Below are 20,621 nucleotides of genomic sequence, written 5' to 3' on the forward strand. Positions count from 1 at the left end.
GTACATTGGAATAAAGATAATCATGAAAAATAGCTGATTCACCAGCAAGTTTACTCCCCACTTAATAAGTATTGTTCAGCTCTTAACTTGAGCTTATCTCCCTCTAAAATCAACTGATCAATATAATCTTTTAATTCCATATAAGGCTGACTAGCATCTTTTTTATTGCGTTCGATCATGCGCCTAGTTTCTGCACGGACTCGGCCTGCCCATTTATTTTTACCAAACAAATCTAAACCAACGGAAACAACACTGTCTGAATAGGCTTGGCTTGCTTCTTGATTAATTTGCCCAATTTGAGCATTGACTTCTTTTTTAATAGCTCGTAGTTGCTTTTGGGCAAGATTAATTTGCTTGACTTGTAATTTCACGGATTGGGGTGAATCAAGCGTTAAGGTGAGTTGGTTGGCAATAGTTTGAATTTCCTGAATATTCATAGTTTTTTAAAGTTGTGATACTAAGCTATTTGCATCTCCAAATTTTAATAAGCTTATCATCACCTGTACTCGCAAAAATTTGATTTGATGCAATGCGAGAAATACCAGAAACAAACTTCTCATGGGCAAACGGTAATTCTAAAATATCTCCAGTTAAATAATTCCAAATTTGAATGCTTGAATTGGCACAACCAAATATTATTACATTATTTTCTGTATCTATTACATAGTTACTAAAAATATCTGTCTTGCTATCTACTTTCTTTAGTAAACTACCGTTTTTTATATCGTAAATGTATAATCCGTCAGTTGAAGTAATTTTATTATTATCAAAAACAAAGATAAACTCATCGAAAGTTTTGATATTAAAATTGACTGACGGTGCTGATATTTCTATTGTATAAATTCTTCGTCGAGAGCTAATATCAATAGCTTCAATAACGGTTAGGTAATTGTTGCCAGAAAAGCAATTTAGAAGAATTCCGTATTCCTCATTGATACCAATCGATGTACGGCGACCCATTGAAAAATTGATATTATTTGGCTTTGTTAAAATAATTTCTTTTGAGTTTAGATTCCAAATGCAAATATTTTCTTTATTTTCTATTATTTTCAAAATTTCTTGAATGTCATTTCCTGCAGACAACTTCATAACATTTGCTTTTGCTTTCTTGTCAGTTGCTAAGAGTAAACCTAGTTCAAATTCTCCAGATATAGCCTTCAACGATTGTGAAAAATAGTCACCTTTAAAGGTATTTAGATTACAGGCTATGTAGTTGCCATTTTCACTGATTTTCATCGCATTTGTATAGCAAAGATATGCTGAATTAATATAAAAAGATTCATCTAATACTCCTGTAGTAAGATTCCAAACCTCAATACCGCGTATTGAAGGGATAACAGCAACTTTTCTCACGGGATCAATGGCAATATCATTATATTTGCGCTCAATTAAAGATACTTGTTTTCCTGATTGTAATTCCAATGTGATGATATAAAAGCCGTTAATGGCAAATAGGTATTTTGAATCTGAGCTAATTTTAATTCGATAGCATTGATAACCTATTAAATCTATTATGTCATCAGAGAGTTTTCCTGAATCAATAATCCTTTCTAATAATTCTTCTTGAATATAGTTAAATTTCTTCTTGAATGAGTAATAAAAGTTGTCTTGTATAAAATGGTAATTTGGATACTTAACTATATCTATTAGTTTCTCTCCGACAAAAAAGTTTATTTCAGTTACTTGATGATTTTCTGTTAAATCCCAGATTCCAATAACACCTCTAGTATCTATTGCTGCCATGAATTGACCATTGTGGCTAATTTCTAAATCTGCTACGCCATAAGCTTCTGGAAGATTAAGCGTTAAATATTTATTTCTAAAATATTCTAAAGTTCCAGCAGTTTCCCAGCTTTTTTTAGCTAAATTGATAGTGGATAATTCTACCAGGCTATTCAAAAAATTTAACAGGCGGGTAGCATTATCAAGAGCTAACTCGTATCCAGGCTGATCTCTTAATAAGTCAGGATCAATTTCAAAAACTTTTTGATAACTGTCAAGGGCTTCTAGATAACGTCCCAATTTTTCTAAAGTATAACCTTTGTTGTTCCAGGCACTAATGTTTTTAGGATTATGTAAAAGACATCTTTCATAACAGTCAATTGCCTCCTCATACATTTCAAACTTGAAAAAAATTTGAGCTTTTGCATACCAAGCTTTAGAATCACTTGAATCAACACTTAGAGCTTTATCAAAATGATAAATAGCCTCTTGATAACGCTCTAGTTTAAATAACTGACTACCAGCTTGATACCAAAGTAGGCTTTCATGTTCATTTGGGACAAATTGAAGAGCTTTTTGATAGCTAGCAAGTGCATCTTCAGTACGCTCTAGGCTTTCTAAAACTTCTCCTTTAAGCATCCAAATTACTTCCTCCTTATAGTTTTCAGAGAAAACCTTATTTTGTTCTATATGCAATTTGTCTATTTTTAAAATTGAATTATAGCAAAAGAGAGCATCTTCATATTCTTCCATTTTATTCAATAAATTCCCTAATACAACCCAAGCTCCAAGATAATTTGGATTAATATTGATTGCTTGTTTATAGTTTTCAATTGCCTCTTCATATCTCTCCAATTTTTCTAAATCAGCTCCTCTTAGAAACCAAGCCTCTTCATTTCTGCTATTAATCTCAATAACTTTATCAAAGCATTGAATAGCTTGTTTATAATTCTTGAATTTACTTCCCAGTACTTTGGCCATATTTTGCCACGCAAGATCATTTTGAGGATCAGTGATAGTTGCCATCTCAAATGAGTGTACAGCTTCTTGATATCTTTGCAATCCACCGAGTACGCTACCACGATTATTCCATGCCAATGAGTAATTGTCGTCTAACTCTAAAGCTTTTTCATAACAAATTAAAGCTTCATTTAAATCGCCACTCCGAAAAATATCATTGCCCTTTAGTCTCCACGCTTCAGGTGTATTGGCATTGCTTTTCAAGCTTCCAGCTAAATCTAATCCCTTCTTTACTAAATTGGAAGAATAACGATGTAGTTTTCGTTGATTTGACTTGTCAATATGTTTGGCATTGTCATTGGCCATAAAATCAAACTCCTAATTGTTCTTTTAAATCCTGTAAACGGTCTTGAGCTTCAGCAATTTGCTCATCTAGATGTTTTGCCATTTCTGCTAAAAGATCTTGTCCAGACTGCTGTGCTTGCTCCACTTGCTCTTTTAATTCAAAAAGTTCCGTTTGCTTTAACGCTTCCATATCTCGACTAATTGCCACTAACCGAGAACGACACTGGGCAATCTGACGAATCACCCGAATTAACTCTGCTGCAACTCCTTCTCCTTGGACTGAATGAGGATCAGATTCCCAACTAGCCAAAATTTCCCGTAACCGTTGCTCATCGCCTTCTTCATAAGCCTGATTTGCCGCGGCCATCAAATCCTGTCGTTTGACTCTTTCCACTTCATCCGTTGCTAAATCTGGATGAACACGCTTAGCCACCTCTCGATATAACTTTTTCAAACCATCCGAAGGTTTAAAATTACGGGATGACTCCAGGTAGTCCATGTACTCCGTAATTTGCGCTTCAACACGTTCCAGTTCCGTATAACGACTGCCGATTAATCCCAAATATTGCTGTTCAAAACCATGCAACTCAGCTTGAAAAGTCGCCAATTTAAGCTCATTTTCCGCTAATTCTGACTCTAAAGCTCCAAGTTCAGCTTTTTTTGCCGCCAACTCTGCTTCTTCTGGACTCGTATAGATGGTAAGGTCATCCATCGTAATAGTCATTAACTTCAATGCTTTTATTCTAGCTTACCTACAGGTTTTCACTTCCTTATTGGAAAAATGAATTTGAAACCTTGTACATACTGCGGTAAGACTTTCAGTGTGAGCCCAGTAAATTTTCCCTTGTGCCTTGGCCTCCCCAGTGTAAGCATAAATAAGGCTATATTTCCGTAATTTCAGCAAATCAACAATTAGGTAAATGCATTTACTAATTCCAGCGGCGGGTTCCGGCAAACGGATGGGGAGCGGTCAAAATAAGTTACTTTTAAACGTTCTGGGGCAACCGCTATTGAGTTGGACAATGAAAGCGGCGTTGGCATCCCAGTCCATTGAATGGATTGGCATCCTTGGGCAGCCCTACGATTTTCCGGCTTTTGAAGCTTTATTAGCACCGCTCCATTCTCCTAAACCGGTGCAGTTAATCACGGGGGGAGAAACCCGACAACAATCGGTGTTTAACGGTATGCAGGCTCTACCCCAACAGGCAAAATTCGTCCTCATCCACGACGGAGCCCGTTGTTTAGCCACGCCGGATTTATTTGACCGCTGTGCGGAAGCGCTCCATCATTCCCAAGGATTGATTGCCGCCGTACCAGTGAAGGACACTATCAAAATAGTTGACTCTGAAGGTTGGATCACGGACACTCCCGATCGCCAGGGGTTGTGGGGAGCCCAAACGCCCCAGGGATTCGACGTGACTCTGCTCAAAGCTTGCCATGAAAAAGGTAAACAGGAAGGTTGGGAAGTAACGGACGATGCGGCCCTGTTAGAAAAATGTGGCCAGCCAGTGAAAATAGTGCCAGGGGAAGATACCAACTTGAAAATTACCACCCCCGTAGACTTGGCGATCGCCGAATTTATTTTGGGGCAGAGGTTGGCAAAATCTGCCTAGAAATGGCGAAATTTCGGGGTTCGGAAAGATCAAGTTAGGATGGGAAGGACTTTGAGCCTAGCAATCCAAGGAGACTTTCATCCATGACTGTGAGCGAGATTAATATTCCTGACTCTTTACTGGACCGGGATTGCACCACCCTTTCACGCCACGTACTCCAACAACTGAATAGCTTTGGCGCCGATGCCCAGGATTTGAGTGCCATCATGAACCGCATCGCCCTGGCGGGAAAATTAATTGCCCGTCGTCTCAGTCGAGCCGGACTCATGGCCGATGTGTTGGGCTTCACCGGAGAAACCAACGTTCAGGGGGAATCGGTGAAAAAAATGGACGTCTTTGCCAATGATGTTTTCATTTCCGTCTTTAAGCAGAGCGGTCTGGTCTGCCGTTTGGCTTCGGAAGAGATGGAAAAACCCTACTATATCCCCGAAAATTGCCCCATCGGCCGCTATACCCTGCTCTACGACCCCATTGACGGTTCCTCCAACGTGGACATTAACCTCAATGTGGGTTCTATTTTTGCCATCCGCCAGCAGGAAGGGGAAGACCTAGACGGCAGTGCATCCGATTTATTAACTAACGGAGACCAACAAATTGCAGCCGGCTATATTCTCTACGGCCCGTCCACCATGTTGGTTTATTCCCTCGGCTCCGGGGTACATAGTTTTATCCTCGATCCTAGTTTGGGGGAATTTATTTTAGCCCAGGAGAATATTCGCATTCCCGACCACGGCCCTATCTACAGCACCAATGAAGGTAATTTTTGGCAATGGGATGAAGCCCTAAGGGATTACACCCGTTATGTTCACCGCCACGAAGGTTACACCGCCCGCTACAGTGGCGCCCTAGTGGGGGATATTCACAGGATTTTGATGCAGGGGGGAGTGTTCCTTTACCCTGGTACGAAAAAAAATCCCGATGGTAAATTGCGCTTGCTCTACGAAACAGCACCGTTGGGCTTTTTGGTGGAACAGGCTGGGGGAAGGGCCAGCGATGGGCAAAAGCGTTTACTGGATTTAATTCCCTCCAAATTACACCAGCGTACCCCCGCCGTCATTGGCAGTTCGGAAGACGTGAAGTTGGTGGAATCCTTCATCAGTGACCACAAACAACGGCAAAGTAGTTAGTTTTCCTTTTTTGGAATGTTTTAAAAGACCTCCCTTTTCCCCCAAATTTGGGAGAAAACTAGAGAAGAGTCCCCCCGTATTGCGGTTGCTTTAGTGGGTCGGTTGAGGGTGTAAACCGGAACTTGGCCAACAGGTTCTTAAACAACTTCACACATAAACAACGGGGACTCGTTGTTGAACTGAGTAATGCCATTGTCCTATGCGAAAATTACTGTTAATTTCTGACCTGGATAACACCTGGGTGGGAGACCAAAAAGCCTTAGAAGCATTGCAACAATACCTAGGCGATCGCCGGGGGGATTTTTATTTAGCCTATGCCACAGGGCGTTCCTACAATTCCGCTAGGGAACTACAAAAACAGGTGGGGCTGATGGAACCGGACCATTGGCTCACAGCGGTAGGGAGTGAAATTTACTATCCCCAGGGTCTAGACCAAGATTGGGCTGATTACCTTTCTGAGCATTGGCAACGGGATACACTCCAGGCGATCGCCGATGGCTTTGAAGCTCTGCAACCCCAATCTGCCCTGGAACAAAATCCCTGGAAAATTAGCTACCACCTGGATTCCGAGGCTTCTCCCACAGTTATTGACCAACTAATGGAGGCTCTGGAGGTAACGGAAATTCCGGTGCAGGTGGTTTTCAGCAGTGGCAAAGATGTTGATTTACTGCCTCAACGCAGTAATAAGGGCAACGCCACCCAGTATCTGCAACAACAGTTGGCAATGGAGCCGGCCCAAACTTTGGTCTGTGGGGACTCCGGCAATGACATTGGTTTATTTGAAACCTCCGCTCGGGGCGTCATTGTCCGCAATGCTCAACCGGAATTATTGCACTGGTATGACCAATGGGGAGATTCTCGCCATTATTGGGCCCAATCGAGCCATGCTGGCGCTATTCTAGAGGCGATCGCCCATTTCGATTTTTTTGGCTAATATTTTTGGTTAACATTTCCGAATGGGCAAGCAAAGTAAGCTACAATTTGACATTGTTCAATTTTGAGTACAGGGTGCAAAACCGAGGAGGGCGTTATTGCTGAGCCACTAAACCTGACAGTAAGTTTACGCGGAACATTGGAAGTCAAGGAAAAACTGCAAATATTCCGTTTGACGGGTCTGTTGGACGCATTTTCCGAGCCTACCTTCCGTAAGGTAGTCAGTGATCACATCGAAGCGGGCCCCGCCCATGTGGTGCTGGACTTGTCCACCATTGATTTTATTGACAGCTCTGGCCTAGGAGCATTGGTGCAGGTAACCAAACTTTCCCAAAACAAAGAAGGAAGTGTGCAGATTGTCACCAACCCTAGGGTTACCCAAACGGTAAAACTAGTGCGTTTGGAAAAATTCCTCCATCTTCATAATTCCCTGGCCGAGGCGATCGCCGCTACCACTGAGGGGTAATGATGGCTGGTTGTTCACGGGTAGCCCAACCATGGTGGTGCTGTCCGGTCTTGACTGCAATGGGGACTTGCCATGACCCAGTTTAGTGATCATCCCCTTTGGCAATCCCCCCTGTGCCCCACCGATGCTCCTCCAGTGCAGTCCCTATCCCCCGTTGCCCTGGCCTACCTGGGAGACGCGGTTTTTGAACTTTATGTCCGTTGCTGTTATCTGTTTCCCCCCCGTCGTATAGGGGATTTTCACCGTCGGGTGGTGGCCCAGGTGCGGGCTGAACAACAGGCCCAGATATTAGCCTCCCTTTTACCCCAATTAACCGATCCAGAAAAGGAATGGGTACGTCGGGGTCGTAATGCCGCCACATCGACTTCCCGGCGGGCCAACCCCGAACTGTACCAGGCCGCCAGCGGATTAGAAACTCTTTTAGGTTATTTATACCTCAGGGATGCCCGTCGATTAGATGAACTATTAGCCTTAATTGAACTGCCCAACGCTGCCCCCCGTTAGCCCCCGAAAGTCATGACTGAAATGCCCAAGAAGAAATTTTCTCCCCGTTCTGCCCGTGGAGATAAACCCCGCTATGGAGAGCAGAAACCCAAACCGAAGCGTAGTGGGGATAAACCCCGGGCCAGTGGAGAACAGTCCCCCGGTTTTAAGGATAAATTCGATAAGTTTAGCGAGAAGCCCCGACCCCGATCCCAGGGGGACCAGCCCCGACGGACCGGAGATAAGCCCTCCAATTTCAAGGACCGGTTTAAGGATAAAGATAGGCCTCGCTACGGTGACGACAGACCACGGCGATCGGGCCAGAAGCCCCAATTTGGTAAAGCTGCCCCTTTTGCTCCCCCCATGGCGGACTCAGATCAGGCCCAGGAGGCCCTGGATTTGCTCTATGGTCACCATGCTGTCCTGGCTGCCCTAGATGGCGATCGCCAGTTGAATCGTATTTGGATTACTTCCCATCTCCGCCACGACATTCGCTATCGCACTAAAATTCAAACCGCTAAGGCCAACGGCACGGTGGTGGATGAAGTAGATAATTTTCGCCTTAACCAAATTACCCATAACGCCAATCACCAAGGCATTGCTGCCCAGGTGGCCCCCTACCACTATTGGGAACTGGGGGATTTGATTGACCAAGCCAAACGCCAAAGCACTGCGCCGGTTTTAGTGATTATCGACAGCATCACCGATCCCCATAACCTGGGGGCCATCATCCGCACCGCCGAAGCGTTTGGGGCCCAGGGCATGGTCTTACCTCAACGGCGCGTGGCTGGGATCACCTCCACGGTAATGAAAGTGGCCGCTGGCGCCTTGGAACATTTCCCCGTGGCTCGGGTGGTAAATCTCAGCCGGGCCTTGGAAACGTTGAAGGAGTCTGGCTTTTGGATCTATGGCACCGTGGCTGGGAAGCAACCTCCTCTGCACCAATCGGATTTACGGGAACCTATGGGACTAGTGATTGGCTCGGAAGGGGAAGGGTTGAGTTTGTTGACTCAAAAACACTGTGATCATCTAATTACCATTCCTTTGGCTGGTAAAACCCCCAGTCTCAATGCTTCCGTGGCGGCGGCCATCAACCTTTATGAAATTTTTCGCCAACGGGGTTTTGATCGGCCTACCCTATCTTCCCCTGCCCCCGACTTTCCGGAAGTTGCAAAGGATTAGCAAAAAAATTGGCGGAGTAGCAGATTTGATTGCCATTCTGCCGGCAATGTAACAAAATATTGCGGGCTTGAAAGCTAGAATGACAGCAAGCAACCCCCATTACCTTGTCTTTATCCTTACCCGAAGTCCTATGAAAGAACTGTGGATCCGAGTTTTATCCCTGTTGGGCATGGCCCACTGGGTTGAAATTAGCACCGGCGCTCCTCGCTGTACCTATTATTTTGGTCCCTTTGCCCGCCGTAGCAGTGCGGAAAAGGCCCAGGTAGGCTACCTGGAGGATTTGCGAGGGGAGGGAGCCCAAGACATCCAGGTAACCATCAAGCAATGTAAGCCCGCCCGCTTGACCATTTTTGATGACGGAGAGGAATTAATGCCCATCCTTTCCCCCTAGTACCGAGGACGTTACCTTTCACCACGGCTCAGTTTTCCCAGCCGGGCCCAATTTCTGGCGATCGCCGTTGGGCCTGGATACAGCTTTGATAGAGAATAATGGGAAGACTGTATATTGATTTTTGCCTTCCCTGCCCATGACCCTGCGCCTGTACGATTCCCTCACCCGCGCCAAACAAGCCCTGCAACCTCTCCACCCTGGCCTGGTGACTATGTACTGTTGTGGCATTACGGTCTATGACTACTGTCACCTTGGCCACGCCCGCACCTGCATTACCTGGGATTTAGTGCGCCGTTATCTGCAATGGTCTGGTTATGAAGTGCGCTATGTGCAAAATTTCACCGACATTGACGACAAAATCCTCAAACGGGCAGTGGAGGAAGGTTCCACCATGGAGGCTGTGTCAGAAAAATTTATCGCCGCCTATTTTGAAGATATGGAAGCGTTGGGGGTGCAACCGGCGGACCTCTACCCCAGGGCCACTCACACCCTAGACGGTATCAAAAGATTAATTGCGGAGTTGGAAGCCAAGGGCTATGCCTATCCCAGTGGTGGAGATGTCTATTACTCAGTGCATAATTTTGAGGGCTACGGCAAGCTCTCTGGGCGTAAGCTCGAAGATTTACAGGCGGGGGCCAGCGGCCGGGTGACAGTGTCCGATCCGGATGGGGCCCAAAAACAGGATCCGTTTGATTTTGCTTTATGGAAAAGTGCTAAACCAGGGGAACCGGCATGGGAGTCTCCTTGGGGTAAGGGGCGCCCCGGCTGGCATATTGAATGTTCCGCCATGGTACGGGAATTTTTAGGGGAAACTATTGATTTGCATGTGGGGGGCAATGATTTAATTTTTCCCCACCATGAAAACGAAATTGCCCAATCGGAGGCGGTGACAGGGCAACCCCTGGCCCAATATTGGCTCCATAACGGCATGGTGAAAGTGGACGGGGAAAAGATGTCTAAATCCCTGGGGAATTTCACCACCATTCGGGCTCTATTGGAAACCGTTGACCCCATGGCAATTAGACTTTTGGTACTCCAAGGCCATTACCGTAAACCGTTGGATTTTACCGACACGGCGATCGCCGCCGCTACCAATGGTTGGCACACGCTCATGGAAGGTTTGCAATTCGGCTATGACTACGGCGGGGATTTTAGCTGGGATTTGGAATTTGTCCCCCTGCGCCCCGATGCCAATCAATGGACAGGGGCATTTCAAGCGGCGGTGGACGATGACTTCAATTTTGCTGGCGGTTTGGCCGTACTGTTTGAATTGGCTAAACATCTACGATCTGAAGGGAATAAATTAAAATTCGAGGGGTCAACCCTGGCCGACCCAGACTTGTTGCAAACTCAGTGGGTTACTTTGGTCAGTTTGGCGGAAATTTTGGGTTTAGGCATGAATCCAGAGTCCCAGTCCAGCGACGACAATGGTCTAACCGATGCGGCCATTGAACAACTGGTGGCCCAACGCACCCAGGCTAGGAAGGATAAAAATTGGGTCGAAGGCGATCGCCTCAGGGATTTACTACAGGAGGCGGGGATCACATTGGTGGATAAACCCGGTGGGGTGACGGAATGGTTCCGCTAGTTCACTTTCTTAGTTGAACTTTGCCAAAAGTCAGCCAAGGAGTAGCCCAACCGTTGCAACAATGACCTCAAAATGGGCAAACTTAGGCCAATCACGTTACTAGAACACCCGTCCAGTTTATTAATCAACATTCCCCCTTTGCCTTCCAGGGCAAACGCCCCAGCACATTGGAGAGGTTCCCCACTGTCCACGTAAGCTTGGATGGTGTCGTCGTCCACATCCGCAAAATGAACTTTGGTTAACCCCGTTTGGCAGAGGCAACGGTTTTGGGTGCGGTCAATCAGAGCATGGCCCGTATACAATTCCCCCACCTGACCCCGCATGGTTTGCCAACGGGCGATCGCCACGGCCGGGGACTCTGGTTTGCCGTAGGTTTGACCATTGACCAATAGGAGGGAATCACAGCCAAGGATGAGGGCATCGGCAAATTTGCTGGCCACCGTCTCTGCTTTAGCTTTGGCCAGGGCTTCCACCAAGGCCACTGTGTTGTCAGCGGTTAAGGAAGATTCGTCGAAATGACTCACGGCCACCAGAGGGACGATGCCGGCCATTTCTAGTAAACGCTTGCGGGCAGGGGAGGCAGAAGCAAGGACAAAAGTTGGACGCATAATCGTTGGATTTTAACTGTCATTGTACTACAAAAGCCATGCCCTCCGAACGGAATCACCGCCCGGGCCCAAAGATGACGATGGGTTATGCTACTTTGATTAACATAGCCGTCCCTAAGCCAAGGACGGGGTTTTAGACCCAGTTTTTTTGATGAAGCGAATTATCCTCGCCCTGTTGACGGTTATTTCCCTGGTGCCCTTTTTGCTTTCTCTCGTGGGAAGTTTAGAGGAGCCCCAAGTACAGTCCCAGCTACAGCTTTCCCAAACCAATCTGTTATTGCAAGCTTCGGCTTGGCAGGGGAACGAGGAATCGGGCACATGGGGGGCAACCCTGCAAAAAGCCCTCTTGGAAAGTCAGCCCCAACAGGGGGGGTTAAAACAGTACGAAATGGCAGTCCAGGAGTTGGTTGACCATCTGGACCGTCTCAAAACGCAACAAGCAGTGTTGGAAGCCAGTCCCAATAGCGATCCGACCCCGATCCAAGCGGTCATTGCCAAAAATCAAAAGACCCTCAACCAACTCCAAATTAATTTAGGATTGTTGCAATACGCCGAAAATCAGCCGGAACAAGCCCTGGGTACCTGGGAATCTGTGGTGGGCAACGGTGGGCAAAATCAGCAAAAAATCGCCACAGTGTTAATTGCCCTAGAACAATCCCAGCCCATACCCCCTAATGCGGAAGCGGTGATTAATGATCAATTAAAGGGGTGGTTTCGTTGGCAAGGGTTAACCCGGCTTTACCGTCGCCAGGGCAATATTGAAAGGCCCGATCAGGTCTGTGATACCCCCGCCTGTGGAGCATTGCAAACAGAAGTAGAAAGGGCCAGCCAGCGGGCATTGGTGAAATTAGCCTTACTGAACAGTTTGCCTTTGCTGGGAGGAGGCATAGGCGTTTTACTAATAGTTGGACTTTTACTACAGTGGGCTCTGGGTCGGGAGAAGACGATTCTGGCTACTAATGCCAAAACCAAATGGGACACTCCCTGGAATTGGGAAACCACTTGGCAGGTGTTGGTGGTGGGTTTCTTTTTCCCCAGTCAGATTGTTTTGCCCTTGGTGGTGGGGGTGTTACCTCTGCCCATGGCAGATTTATCGTTGTTGGGTAAAGCTTTTTACGTATTAGCCACCTATGGGGCGATCGCCACAGTGGGTTTGGGGGTGTTATTCCTCTCCCTAAAAGATTTTCGTCCTCTGCCCGACGGCTGGTTTACCCTGCGTCCTAACCTAGGGGCGATACTCTGGGGCTTGGGAGGGTATCTGGTGGCATTGCCTTTGGTGGTGTTGGTATCCCTAATAAATCAGGAAATTTGGCAGGGTCAAGGGGGCAGTAATCCCCTGCTTTCCCTTGCTCTGGACTCCCAAAATTGGTTGGTGCTTGGGATTTTCTTTTTTACCGCCGCCATTTTAGCGCCGGTGTTTGAGGAAATTATCTTCCGAGGCTTTCTCCTACCGGCCCTAACCCGTTACTTCCCCGTTAGTGTGGCGATTATTCTCAGTAGTTTATTGTTTGCCATTGCCCATTTGAATGTGTCGGAAATTTTGCCTCTATTCGTCTTGGGCTCCGTTCTCGGACTGGTTTACAGTCGTTCCCGCAATCTTTTATCCTCCATGATTCTTCACAGTTTATGGAATAGTGGAACTTTATTAAGCCTATTTATTTTGGGGGGCGGTTGAATACTAATAATGGCCTAATTTTGAAAGTAAGATTCTAGAATGGTGCTGGTAGACTGCATTTTCCTCTGGCCCGTTAACCTGTGGTGAGTCGCCAGTGAACTGGTGAGTATTTATGGACTGGCTTTTTTATTTATTCTTAACAGCCATTTTTTACGTTTACCGTTTAGTCAGCCTGAAATCGCGAACAGAACAGGAACGCATCGGTTCAACGCCGGTGTTTTTCTCTACCCTCGGTTTTTTCGCCATTTTTGAATTTGTTTTTGCCGACTCCCTGTTTAGACTGCCCCTATTTCATGTTTTGGGACTAATTTTTTCCTTTGCTTACGCTTTCACCATCTATATTTACCTGCGGAATTTAAAAAAGGAGGTAGAGGTGATTTTTGAAAAATTAGTCAAACAAAGCCAGGGCAAAGTTAGTGTACTGACTTTTATGCAACGCACTAATATGACCAAGGATGAGGCGATGGATTATCTGGACGGCAAATTACGTCAACTGCCTGGCATTACCTACGAAACCTTGGGCAATATTTACTATGAATTTGATCGTTGGTAGTGGCATAGTGGCCATGCTCTAGCCATCTTCTTGAGCAAATTGAGCAAAATAAAATCAATTTATAGCTGATTAGCTCGGCCAACAAACCTTTGTGGCCCATACCACCCTTAGTTGAACCAAGTCCAAAAATTAATATTCTTCGGGGTAGAAAGCAGTTCTTTGGGTAGGAAGCTCATTTCTCAGCGTTAGCGGAAATGAGTAGTTCACGCCTTTGCCCAGGAACCATGGAGGGGATAGGGAATGTGATGTTTTAACGTCAATGTGACGATCGCCGGAGCAGTGATGTTTTGGGCATGGAGGATCACCAACTGGGAACGGTGCAAATCAGCATTATAAATCAGACAGAGCAACCAACCGTCATCCTCAGCCACGCCTTGGGGTCGGGGGACAAAAATTGGTTCCCCCGCAAAACCATGGGGAGCAAAGGAACGCAGAGTTTCAGTACCGGAATCTAGGTCAACTTTAAGAATGGCCTGGAGGGGCGCATTGCCGGTGCTATGGTGGGCGGCTCCCATGTAAACATAGCGATATGCCCTGCCAACTTGCTGGGGATGGACAACGGGAAACTCGCAACAACGACTAACCATTAACTGTTTTTCCACTGTCGCTGTTTCCGGATCAATGGTGAAACGCCACAGTTGTCCGGGATCTAAGTTGTCAAAATCCGTACTACGAAAATCCACATCGGCGCCGACCTGGGGCAGGGAATTGTAACAAATGGAATCGAGGACTATCTTGCCAGCCTGCTCAAAGGCATTGGCATGGTGGAAAACAAAACCTGCCTGCACTGGGATTCTTTGAATTTCCCCGTCGCCCCTGGGCACCAAAATGATTTGGGCCGTTTTTTCCGGATGGAATTGCACACATTCCCCCGCTCCCCGCCAACCCAAAACGTAGGGCAAAGCGTTGAAGGTCACATTATTTTGCAAAAAGATGGCGTAATGGGGGGTGATGGCAAAGTCGTGGATAAAGGCAAAACCAGGAAAGGTGTCGGTTTTTTGTCGTAATAGTTTGCCTTGGGGGTCTAGTTCCAGCAGAGTTAGGGTACTGCTTAGGCCGGATTTGATCGAAAAGGTGACGTAGCAGGGTTGGCCCCCATCAAAAATAGAGGCTGGATCAATGCGGGGATGGGCCGACAGGGGTTGCCCTTCCGCCAGGATGCCGCCCAAATCGTCTAAGCCAATGGTTGCTAAATTTGATGGTTCTAAGCGATGGGGTTGTCCCCCTTCCCACAGGGCCAAGAGGCGATCGCCCCAGTAAGTAATGTTGGTGTTGGCAATGTTTTTTAGCCGTAAATCAAAAATATTTTTGAGCCAGCCCCCCGCCGGTTGGGAGCCAAAGACTCCCCGGTAGATCATTTTGCCCGCCGCTTGCTCTTCCACATAGCCCTGGGTGCGCACAAATCGATTTTGGAAATGTACCCGCCCATCTCCAGGAAATTTAAAAGCCGTTACCATGCCGTCCCCATCAAAGGGATGCTTCAAAGGGCGATCGCCAATTTCCAACAGTCCGGGGCCATTGCGATATAGGGTGCCCTGGAGATCTGGAGGTACGGTGCCTTCCACATCCTCGATCCAGTAATCCCATTCCTGGGGCTGGGATTGGTAACCCTTCAGCCAATCCTGGGGACTGTAGGATCGCTGTGAGGGGGAACTGGTGGTGGGGGAAGTAACCATGGGCAATGGGAAAAATATTTGTTACATTTCTTTACTTTTCCCATTGTAACCTTCTCAGCTCTGTTAGGAGCGGGGTTTACAATCTATACATACTAAATTTGTCGGCTCTAACGGGAGTCCTCTTTTGACATTTAAAATAGACGGCAATGGCCAGTGGTTCCATGAAAGATTGTCCCTTACCCCCCGAGCAAAGCTTGATTATGTATGACGACGACCAGCGCCGCGATCGCCGCTTACCCCTGGCCCCATTGGAACGGCGAGGCTATGGCTACCTGTTGGATTTTGTCATAATTTGGTTGTTCAGCAGTCTGGCCGCAGGTTTGGTGCAGCTACTAATTTTTATCGCTGGTTGGTTTGCCCTGAGGGTGATTTTGGTGTCTGCTAACCAGGGGCAAAGCTTGGGGGGCTGGGCCTTCGACACCAGGGTGGTGCACCTGAAGATGAAGCGTTTACCAGGTATTTTGGAGTTGAGCCAACGGGAAGGCATTTTGGGCGCCGCTTCTTACCTAGCCATGGTGGGCTTAAATATTAACTTTGCCAATGGGGTAAGTTTTTTACTGTTGGTGTCGCCTCTGTTTGGCGATTTGATCTGGGCGATCGCCGAGGATGGCCTTGGCCAAGCGTTCCATGACCGTGTTGCCGGCACAGTAGTGTTGAGCAGTCGGCGCGGTTTTTCCCTCGACTTAAGACTGAAAAGGTTTTGGTATGACCTCAAAAAACAGTGGGATAATAGGCAACGAAGGCGTTAGGGACTTGGTGAACACCCTGATTTTGCGAAATTAAGTTAAAGTTTTACTGGGCCATTGCCCCATAACCCCAACCCCCGCCAGGATTATGGAAGATTTATTAGGTTTGTTACTTTCCGAAACCGGTTTATTGGCGATAATTTACCTAGGCCTAAGCCTATCCTATCTACTGGTTTTTCCTGCTTTACTATATTGGTACCTACAAAAGCGTTGGTACGTAGCTAGTTCCATCGAAAGACTGGCCATGTATTTTCTGGTGTTTCTCTTCTTCCCTGGGCTATTGGTACTCAGTCCGGTGCTGAATCTGCGCCCCCGCCGTCGGACTCAGACTGCCTAAATCTTGCTTTTATTGAGATTGTAACTGGGTCGGCCATGCTCCAGACCCGGTTCTCTTGTTGTTTTTTAACCCTTATCACCATTCATCATCCCAGGGAGAACCACCATGCGACGCATTGATGCTTTGGCCATTGCCTTGGGTTTTTTCCTCCTGGGCGGAGTTGTTTACGCTGGATTACAGGGCTTTGGCATCGAAGCTCAGCAGGCCGGCATTTGGACCCAAGCGGTGCTGGTGGGTGGCCTACTGATTTGGTTGCTTTCCTATGTCACTAGGGTATTTACCCACGACATGACCTACCACCAACAGATTAAAGAGTATGAAGATAAAATGATCGAACTCCGTTGGGCCAATATGACCCCAGAGGAGCGGGAAAAACTCCAGGCTGAAGTGGTGGAAGAAAAGGATACCCTCAGTTCTTGAAATGCCAGAGGTCTTCCCGGGCTATTGTTGTGTTGTTGGCTGATAGTATTTGCCGATTTTTGCCATGGTTATACAGCCTCTTTATCTCCCCCATCTACTCAAACAGCCCCGGTCTACTCAGGTCTTGTCTGTTGACCAGGCGATCGCCAATCTAACAACCTTAACTCCAGTGCGGGGGGAAGTGACGGTGCGCCACGGGGGAACCTTTTTGGAAGTGACAGCCAATGCTGAAACCATTGTTACCCTCCACTGTGACCGCTGTGCCCAAAGCTATAACCAACGCTTGGCATTAGACACCAAGGAAATACTCTGGTTGGATAACCAAGGAGAAAATACACTGCCAGTCTCAGAACGGGAACTAAGTTGGGATGATTTGTCGGAAGTGTTGCCCCCTGATGGTCACTTTGATGTGGAAACCTGGTTATATGAGCAATTTAATTTAGCTCTGCCCCTGAAAAATTTATGTGGGAAAGATTGCCAAGCCCCCCAGGTCCCTGATGACGGCCCAGACAATGGCTTTGATCGCCGTTGGGCCGCCCTAGCGGATTTGAAACAGCAATTGAATTAACCAACTAGGAATTAGGGAAAGTCCCTGGGACTTAGCTTGGTACAGGCCTCTGCCAAAGAATGGGAAACTGGAAAGGGTGATTTTAGCCACTACTGTTTTTGCTCTCCTTTTCCATGACCACCGATTACCTCGAAAGAATTCTTAAGGCCCGGGTTTATGATGTGGCGCTCGAATCTCCGTTGGATTTGGCTGCCAATTTATCCAAGCGGCTGGGTAATCGAGTTTACTTTAAGCGGGAAGACCTACAGCCAGTGTTTTCCTTTAAGTTGCGGGGGGCCTATAACAAAATGGCCCAGTTATCCCCGGAATTATTAGAAAAAGGAGTAATTGCGGCTTCGGCGGGTAACCATGCCCAGGGGGTGGCCCTAGGGGCTTCTAAGTTGGGCACCAGGGCTATTATTGTGATGCCGGAAACCACTCCCCAGGTAAAAGTGGAAGCGGTTAAAGCTCGGGGAGGTGTGGTGGTGCTCTATGGAGAAACCTATGACGATGCCTATGGCCACGCGCGGCAGTTGGAACAGGAAAAAGGCTTAACCTTTATTCATCCCTTCAATGATCCCGATGTGATTGCCGGCCAGGGCACCATTGGCATGGAAATTTTACGTCAGTATCAACAGCCCATTGATGCAATTTTTGTGGCGATCGGCGGGGGGGGGCTGATTGCTGGGGTGGCGGCCTATGTTAAACGGCTCTATCCAGAAATTAAAATTATTGGTGTGGAGCCCAAGGATGCCGATGCCATGCGCCAATCCCTGGCGGCGGGGAAACGGATCAAACTAGACCAAGTGGGACTTTTTGCCGACGGTGTGGCGGTGCGGGAAGTGGGGGATTTAACTTTTCCCCTCTGTCAGCAGTATGTGGATGAAATTTTGGTGGTGGATACTGATGACACCTGTGCGGCTATTAAAGATTGTTTTGAAGATACCCGCTCAATTTTGGAGCCGGCCGGAGCCTTGGCCATTGCAGGGCTTAAACAATATGTGCAAAGAGAAAACTGTCAGCAACAAACCCTAGTGGCGATCGCCTGTGGGGCCAACATGAACTTTGACCGCTTGAGATTTGTGGCGGAAAGGGCCGAATATGGGGAACAGCGGGAGGCCATTTTTGCGGTGACCATTCCCGAACAAAGGGGCAGTTTGAGAAAATTTTGCGAAGGGTTAGGCAAGCATAACATTACCGAATTTAGTTACCGCATTGCGGAAGGCCCCGATGCCCATATTTTTGTTGGTATTCAGGTACAAAACCGTAGTGATGCTTCCCAGTTGGCGGCCAATTTCACCCGCCAAGGATTTAAAACCCTAGATTTAACCGATGATGAACTGACTAAACTCCACTTGCGTCATATGGTGGGAGGCCGCCCTCCCCAGGTGACCCAATCAGAGAACCAGCGAGAATTACTGTACCGGTTTGAATTTCCTGAGCGGCCGGGGGCATTAATGAAATTTCTGGGTTGTATGAATCCCGCCTGGAATATTAGTTTGTTCCATTACCGCAACCATGGGGCTGACTACGGCAGAATTATCGTCGGTATGCAGGTTCCCCCAGCAGAAACAGAACAGTGGCAACAATTTTTAGCTAATTTAGGTTATCGCCATTGGGATGAGAGTGACAATCCGGTTTATCGTCTCTTTTTACGCTAATTTTTTGCCCAGTTCGTGCTAGTAATTAAAGGTATCTTTGCCCATTGCCTAGATTTCTGCCCTTGGTTACTGGTTCGGCCTCTGTCAGGGGAAAATCAAAAAATTCTCGGTAAAATACCGGCAAAAAACTACAAAAGTTAGGAACATTTTGGTAAATTGTCACGACAGGGGTAGGAAAACTGGAACTCAGTCATTATTGACTGAAAAAGAAAGGGCCTGACCTTAGTAGCTCCTCGCCACTGAGTTGCCGCTCCTTTCCTCCCTGACCCGATGAGCAGCCCAATCTACCAAGCATATCTGCGGTTGATGCCGTTTGCCATGGCCTAGGTCAATGTCTTTCCTAGTCTTGGTTACGAGGCTGGTTCATCCCATTAACCCCTTTCACTTTACCCAGGAAATACGGACGGTAAACTATGATTTTGACCAAGTTAAAAGACTTCGTCGGCATCAGTGAACATGATGAGTACGAAGAAGATTACGATGAAGAAATGGAGTTGCCCCAAGCGGTGACCACGGCCCCACCGCCCGCAGAAGAAGTTGCCCCTCTCCCCCGCATTAGTCGGGAACCTTTAAGCTTAAATAATGACACCCCTATTGGTACAGGAGTAAGAAATAACGTGATTGGTATGCCCGGCATCAACAACAGTGTGGCAGAGGTGGTCGTCGTCGAACCCCATTCCTTCGATGAAATGCCCCAGGTGATTCAAACCCTACGGGAACGGAAGTCGGTGGTGTTAAATCTGAATGTAATGGACCCCGATGAGGCCCAACGGGCGGTGGATTTTGTTGCCGGTGGTACTTTTGCCATGGATGGCCACCAAGAACGGATTGGTGAGAGCATTTTTCTGTTCACCCCCAACTGTGTGAAGGTGAGTTCCCTGGCCGGCCGCAGTCAGGAATCCAATGATGCCCCCGCCAGCAGTGGTGCTGATTCTTTTCCCACTTGGGGCTATGAGACTAGTCGTTTGGCCCAGTAATCACTAAGCAAGAATTTTGTTGCAGCTGTTTTCGTTTTTTTGATCTTTGCTGCAATTCCTACCCCAAATGTCTAAAAGCTCTGACCTTGGCGATCGGGGCTTTTTTGTTGCTTGTTTGATTGCTCGGCAAATTCCGTGGCAGTTTAGAATTGAGGCAAGTCCGTGGTCTTTTTCACCGTTTGGCTTGATGTTGTCCACCATGAATGATTCCCCTGAAGCCCCCAGTCCTGCCCCCATGCCCCATCCCGAAACGACCCGTACTCCCCCCTGGGGCATGGTCACCATGTTGGAAGAGGGCCCCCGCTATCGCATTAACCGTATTGTGGTCAAACCGGGGCAACATATGAGCACCCAGATGCATTACCACCGTAGTGAACATTGGGTGGTGGTGTCGGGCACGGCCAAGGTGACCTGTAACGGCGAGGAGAAATTATTGAACCAAAAGGAGTCAACCTATGTGCCGATGAATACCCCCCATCGGGTGGAAAATCCCGGGGTAATTGACTTGGTGATGATTGAGGTGCAAAACGGTGAATATTTGGGGGATGATGATATTGTTCGTTTCCCCGAGGAGTTTCCAAAGTCCTAAGTGAAATATTTTTTGATCAGGG

At 47.2% G+C, this 20,621-nt stretch carries 22 protein-coding genes; 17 read left to right on the top strand and 5 right to left on the bottom strand.

Going from position 1 to position 20,621, the window contains the following annotated elements; translation table 11 throughout:
• Positions 1-50: 50 nt before the first annotated feature.
• The 3 genes from IQE94_RS05310 to IQE94_RS05320 are packed head-to-tail and all read right to left on the bottom strand — an operon-like array spanning position 51 to position 3,751.
• Positions 51-437: a hypothetical protein gene (locus tag IQE94_RS05310; protein ID WP_223342847.1), complete on the bottom strand. Its 387-nt coding sequence runs from the start codon at positions 435-437 to the stop codon at positions 51-53.
• 25 nt (positions 438-462) lie between these two features.
• The gene (locus IQE94_RS05315) at positions 463-3,048 is read right to left on the bottom strand and encodes a tetratricopeptide repeat protein (protein ID WP_223342848.1); all 2,586 of its coding nucleotides are present in this window, start codon (positions 3,046-3,048) and stop codon (positions 463-465) included.
• Positions 3,049-3,052: 4 nt separating this feature from the next.
• Positions 3,053-3,751 (bottom strand): J domain-containing protein, encoded by a 699-nt coding sequence (locus tag IQE94_RS05320; protein WP_223342849.1) that lies wholly within the window; start codon positions 3,749-3,751, stop codon positions 3,053-3,055.
• Between the two features lie 196 nt (positions 3,752-3,947).
• Here IQE94_RS05320 and ispD point away from each other — a divergent pair, with 196 nt between their 5' ends.
• The 8 genes from ispD (at position 3,948) to cysS (ending at position 10,810) form a co-directional block, all read left to right on the top strand.
• Positions 3,948-4,640 carry a 2-C-methyl-D-erythritol 4-phosphate cytidylyltransferase gene (ispD, locus tag IQE94_RS05325; RefSeq protein WP_223342850.1) on the top strand — a complete coding sequence of 231 codons (693 nt, stop codon included), beginning with the start codon at positions 3,948-3,950 and terminating at the stop codon, positions 4,638-4,640.
• 83 nt (positions 4,641-4,723) lie between these two features.
• Positions 4,724-5,767: a class 1 fructose-bisphosphatase gene (gene fbp / locus IQE94_RS05330; RefSeq protein WP_223342851.1), complete on the top strand. Its 1,044-nt coding sequence runs from the start codon at positions 4,724-4,726 to the stop codon at positions 5,765-5,767.
• A 199-nt stretch (positions 5,768-5,966) separates the two neighbouring features.
• Positions 5,967-6,701: a sucrose-phosphate phosphatase gene (locus tag IQE94_RS05335; protein WP_212716674.1), complete on the top strand. Its 735-nt coding sequence runs from the start codon at positions 5,967-5,969 to the stop codon at positions 6,699-6,701.
• 138 nt (positions 6,702-6,839) lie between these two features.
• Entirely contained in the window at positions 6,840-7,166 is a 327-nt protein-coding gene (locus IQE94_RS05340) for an STAS domain-containing protein (RefSeq protein WP_249213885.1), read from the top strand.
• Positions 7,167-7,238: 72 nt separating this feature from the next.
• Positions 7,239-7,670, top strand: a complete 432-nt coding sequence (locus tag IQE94_RS05345) for a Mini-ribonuclease 3 (protein ID WP_223342852.1) — start codon at positions 7,239-7,241, stop codon at positions 7,668-7,670.
• Between the two features lie 12 nt (positions 7,671-7,682).
• Positions 7,683-8,831 (top strand): 23S rRNA (guanosine(2251)-2'-O)-methyltransferase RlmB, encoded by a 1,149-nt coding sequence (gene rlmB, locus IQE94_RS05350; RefSeq protein ID WP_212716678.1) that lies wholly within the window; start codon positions 7,683-7,685, stop codon positions 8,829-8,831.
• Between the two features lie 130 nt (positions 8,832-8,961).
• Positions 8,962-9,222: a DUF1816 domain-containing protein gene (locus IQE94_RS05355; RefSeq protein ID WP_370630514.1), complete on the top strand. Its 261-nt coding sequence runs from the start codon at positions 8,962-8,964 to the stop codon at positions 9,220-9,222.
• A gap of 136 nt (positions 9,223-9,358) precedes the next feature.
• The gene (cysS, locus tag IQE94_RS05360; protein ID WP_212716683.1) at positions 9,359-10,810 is read left to right on the top strand and encodes a cysteine--tRNA ligase; all 1,452 of its coding nucleotides are present in this window, start codon (positions 9,359-9,361) and stop codon (positions 10,808-10,810) included.
• Here the strand turns inward: cysS and IQE94_RS05365 are convergent.
• Positions 10,807-11,418: a Maf family nucleotide pyrophosphatase gene (locus IQE94_RS05365; protein ID WP_212716685.1), complete on the bottom strand. Its 612-nt coding sequence runs from the start codon at positions 11,416-11,418 to the stop codon at positions 10,807-10,809. The two genes, cysS and IQE94_RS05365, sit on opposite strands and share 4 nt — an antisense overlap.
• Positions 11,419-11,569: 151 nt before the next feature.
• Here IQE94_RS05365 and IQE94_RS05370 point away from each other — a divergent pair, with 151 nt between their 5' ends.
• Both IQE94_RS05370 and IQE94_RS05375 read left to right on the top strand, forming a co-directional pair.
• Positions 11,570-13,093: a CPBP family intramembrane glutamic endopeptidase gene (locus IQE94_RS05370; protein WP_223342853.1), complete on the top strand. Its 1,524-nt coding sequence runs from the start codon at positions 11,570-11,572 to the stop codon at positions 13,091-13,093.
• 112 nt (positions 13,094-13,205) lie between these two features.
• The gene (locus tag IQE94_RS05375; RefSeq protein WP_223342854.1) at positions 13,206-13,646 is read left to right on the top strand and encodes a hypothetical protein; all 441 of its coding nucleotides are present in this window, start codon (positions 13,206-13,208) and stop codon (positions 13,644-13,646) included.
• A 203-nt stretch (positions 13,647-13,849) separates the two neighbouring features.
• Here the strand turns inward: IQE94_RS05375 and IQE94_RS05380 are convergent, their stop codons facing one another.
• Complete coding sequence (locus IQE94_RS05380; RefSeq protein WP_223342855.1) at positions 13,850-15,322, bottom strand: apocarotenoid-15,15'-oxygenase; 1,473 nt, start codon at positions 15,320-15,322, stop codon at positions 13,850-13,852.
• 161 nt (positions 15,323-15,483) lie between these two features.
• On the opposite strand from IQE94_RS05380, the gene IQE94_RS05385 reads away from it, so the two are divergent.
• The 7 genes from IQE94_RS05385 to IQE94_RS05415 all read left to right on the top strand — a co-directional run bounded on the left by IQE94_RS05385 (position 15,484) and on the right by IQE94_RS05415 (position 20,599).
• Positions 15,484-16,071: an RDD family protein gene (locus IQE94_RS05385; RefSeq protein WP_223342856.1), complete on the top strand. Its 588-nt coding sequence runs from the start codon at positions 15,484-15,486 to the stop codon at positions 16,069-16,071.
• An 85-nt stretch (positions 16,072-16,156) separates the two neighbouring features.
• Complete coding sequence (gene ndhL, locus IQE94_RS05390) at positions 16,157-16,405, top strand: NAD(P)H-quinone oxidoreductase subunit L (RefSeq protein ID WP_194014231.1); 249 nt, start codon at positions 16,157-16,159, stop codon at positions 16,403-16,405.
• A 105-nt stretch (positions 16,406-16,510) separates the two neighbouring features.
• On the top strand, positions 16,511-16,825 hold the full coding sequence (locus tag IQE94_RS05395) for a DUF3007 family protein (RefSeq protein ID WP_190597495.1): 315 nt from the start codon (positions 16,511-16,513) through the stop codon (positions 16,823-16,825).
• Positions 16,826-16,889: 64 nt separating this feature from the next.
• Positions 16,890-17,393 (top strand): DUF177 domain-containing protein, encoded by a 504-nt coding sequence (locus tag IQE94_RS05400; protein ID WP_212716691.1) that lies wholly within the window; start codon positions 16,890-16,892, stop codon positions 17,391-17,393.
• A gap of 113 nt (positions 17,394-17,506) precedes the next feature.
• Positions 17,507-19,033 carry a threonine ammonia-lyase, biosynthetic gene (gene ilvA / locus IQE94_RS05405; protein WP_223342857.1) on the top strand — a complete coding sequence of 509 codons (1,527 nt, stop codon included), beginning with the start codon at positions 17,507-17,509 and terminating at the stop codon, positions 19,031-19,033.
• 413 nt (positions 19,034-19,446) lie between these two features.
• Positions 19,447-20,010: a cell division protein SepF gene (locus IQE94_RS05410; protein WP_190597501.1), complete on the top strand. Its 564-nt coding sequence runs from the start codon at positions 19,447-19,449 to the stop codon at positions 20,008-20,010.
• Between the two features lie 199 nt (positions 20,011-20,209).
• The gene (locus tag IQE94_RS05415; RefSeq protein ID WP_212722272.1) at positions 20,210-20,599 is read left to right on the top strand and encodes a phosphomannose isomerase type II C-terminal cupin domain; all 390 of its coding nucleotides are present in this window, start codon (positions 20,210-20,212) and stop codon (positions 20,597-20,599) included.
• The last annotated feature ends 22 nt before the right edge of the window (positions 20,600-20,621 follow it).

Source organism: Synechocystis sp. PCC 7339 (genome assembly GCF_019924095.1).
In the GTDB taxonomy this organism is placed as follows: domain Bacteria; phylum Cyanobacteriota; class Cyanobacteriia; order Cyanobacteriales; family Microcystaceae; genus Synechocystis.

Excerpts from the sequence above, each read along its gene's own strand:
- fbp (WP_223342851.1), top strand. The coding sequence starts at position 4,724 with ATGACTGTGAGCGAGATTAATATTCCTGACTCTTTACTGGACCGGGAT.
- IQE94_RS05335 (WP_212716674.1), top strand. The coding sequence starts at position 5,967 with ATGCGAAAATTACTGTTAATTTCTGACCTGGATAACACCTGGGTGGGA.
- IQE94_RS05380 (WP_223342855.1), bottom strand. The coding sequence starts at position 15,322 with ATGGTTACTTCCCCCACCACCAGTTCCCCCTCACAGCGATCCTACAGT.
- cysS (WP_212716683.1), top strand. The coding sequence starts at position 9,359 with ATGACCCTGCGCCTGTACGATTCCCTCACCCGCGCCAAACAAGCCCTG.
- IQE94_RS05365 (WP_212716685.1), bottom strand. The coding sequence starts at position 11,418 with ATGCGTCCAACTTTTGTCCTTGCTTCTGCCTCCCCTGCCCGCAAGCGT.
- IQE94_RS05355 (WP_370630514.1), top strand. The coding sequence starts at position 8,962 with ATGAAAGAACTGTGGATCCGAGTTTTATCCCTGTTGGGCATGGCCCAC.
- rlmB (WP_212716678.1), top strand. The coding sequence starts at position 7,683 with ATGACTGAAATGCCCAAGAAGAAATTTTCTCCCCGTTCTGCCCGTGGA.
- IQE94_RS05395 (WP_190597495.1), top strand. The coding sequence starts at position 16,511 with ATGCGACGCATTGATGCTTTGGCCATTGCCTTGGGTTTTTTCCTCCTG.
- IQE94_RS05400 (WP_212716691.1), top strand. The coding sequence starts at position 16,890 with ATGGTTATACAGCCTCTTTATCTCCCCCATCTACTCAAACAGCCCCGG.
- IQE94_RS05385 (WP_223342856.1), top strand. The coding sequence starts at position 15,484 with ATGAAAGATTGTCCCTTACCCCCCGAGCAAAGCTTGATTATGTATGAC.
- IQE94_RS05410 (WP_190597501.1), top strand. The coding sequence starts at position 19,447 with ATGATTTTGACCAAGTTAAAAGACTTCGTCGGCATCAGTGAACATGAT.
- ndhL (WP_194014231.1), top strand. The coding sequence starts at position 16,157 with ATGGAAGATTTATTAGGTTTGTTACTTTCCGAAACCGGTTTATTGGCG.
- IQE94_RS05315 (WP_223342848.1), bottom strand. The coding sequence starts at position 3,048 with ATGGCCAATGACAATGCCAAACATATTGACAAGTCAAATCAACGAAAA.
- IQE94_RS05415 (WP_212722272.1), top strand. The coding sequence starts at position 20,210 with ATGAATGATTCCCCTGAAGCCCCCAGTCCTGCCCCCATGCCCCATCCC.
- IQE94_RS05310 (WP_223342847.1), bottom strand. The coding sequence starts at position 437 with ATGAATATTCAGGAAATTCAAACTATTGCCAACCAACTCACCTTAACG.
- IQE94_RS05375 (WP_223342854.1), top strand. The coding sequence starts at position 13,206 with ATGGACTGGCTTTTTTATTTATTCTTAACAGCCATTTTTTACGTTTAC.
- ilvA (WP_223342857.1), top strand. The coding sequence starts at position 17,507 with ATGACCACCGATTACCTCGAAAGAATTCTTAAGGCCCGGGTTTATGAT.
- IQE94_RS05345 (WP_223342852.1), top strand. The coding sequence starts at position 7,239 with ATGACCCAGTTTAGTGATCATCCCCTTTGGCAATCCCCCCTGTGCCCC.
- IQE94_RS05320 (WP_223342849.1), bottom strand. The coding sequence starts at position 3,751 with ATGACTATTACGATGGATGACCTTACCATCTATACGAGTCCAGAAGAA.
- IQE94_RS05370 (WP_223342853.1), top strand. The coding sequence starts at position 11,570 with ATGAAGCGAATTATCCTCGCCCTGTTGACGGTTATTTCCCTGGTGCCC.
- ispD (WP_223342850.1), top strand. The coding sequence starts at position 3,948 with ATGCATTTACTAATTCCAGCGGCGGGTTCCGGCAAACGGATGGGGAGC.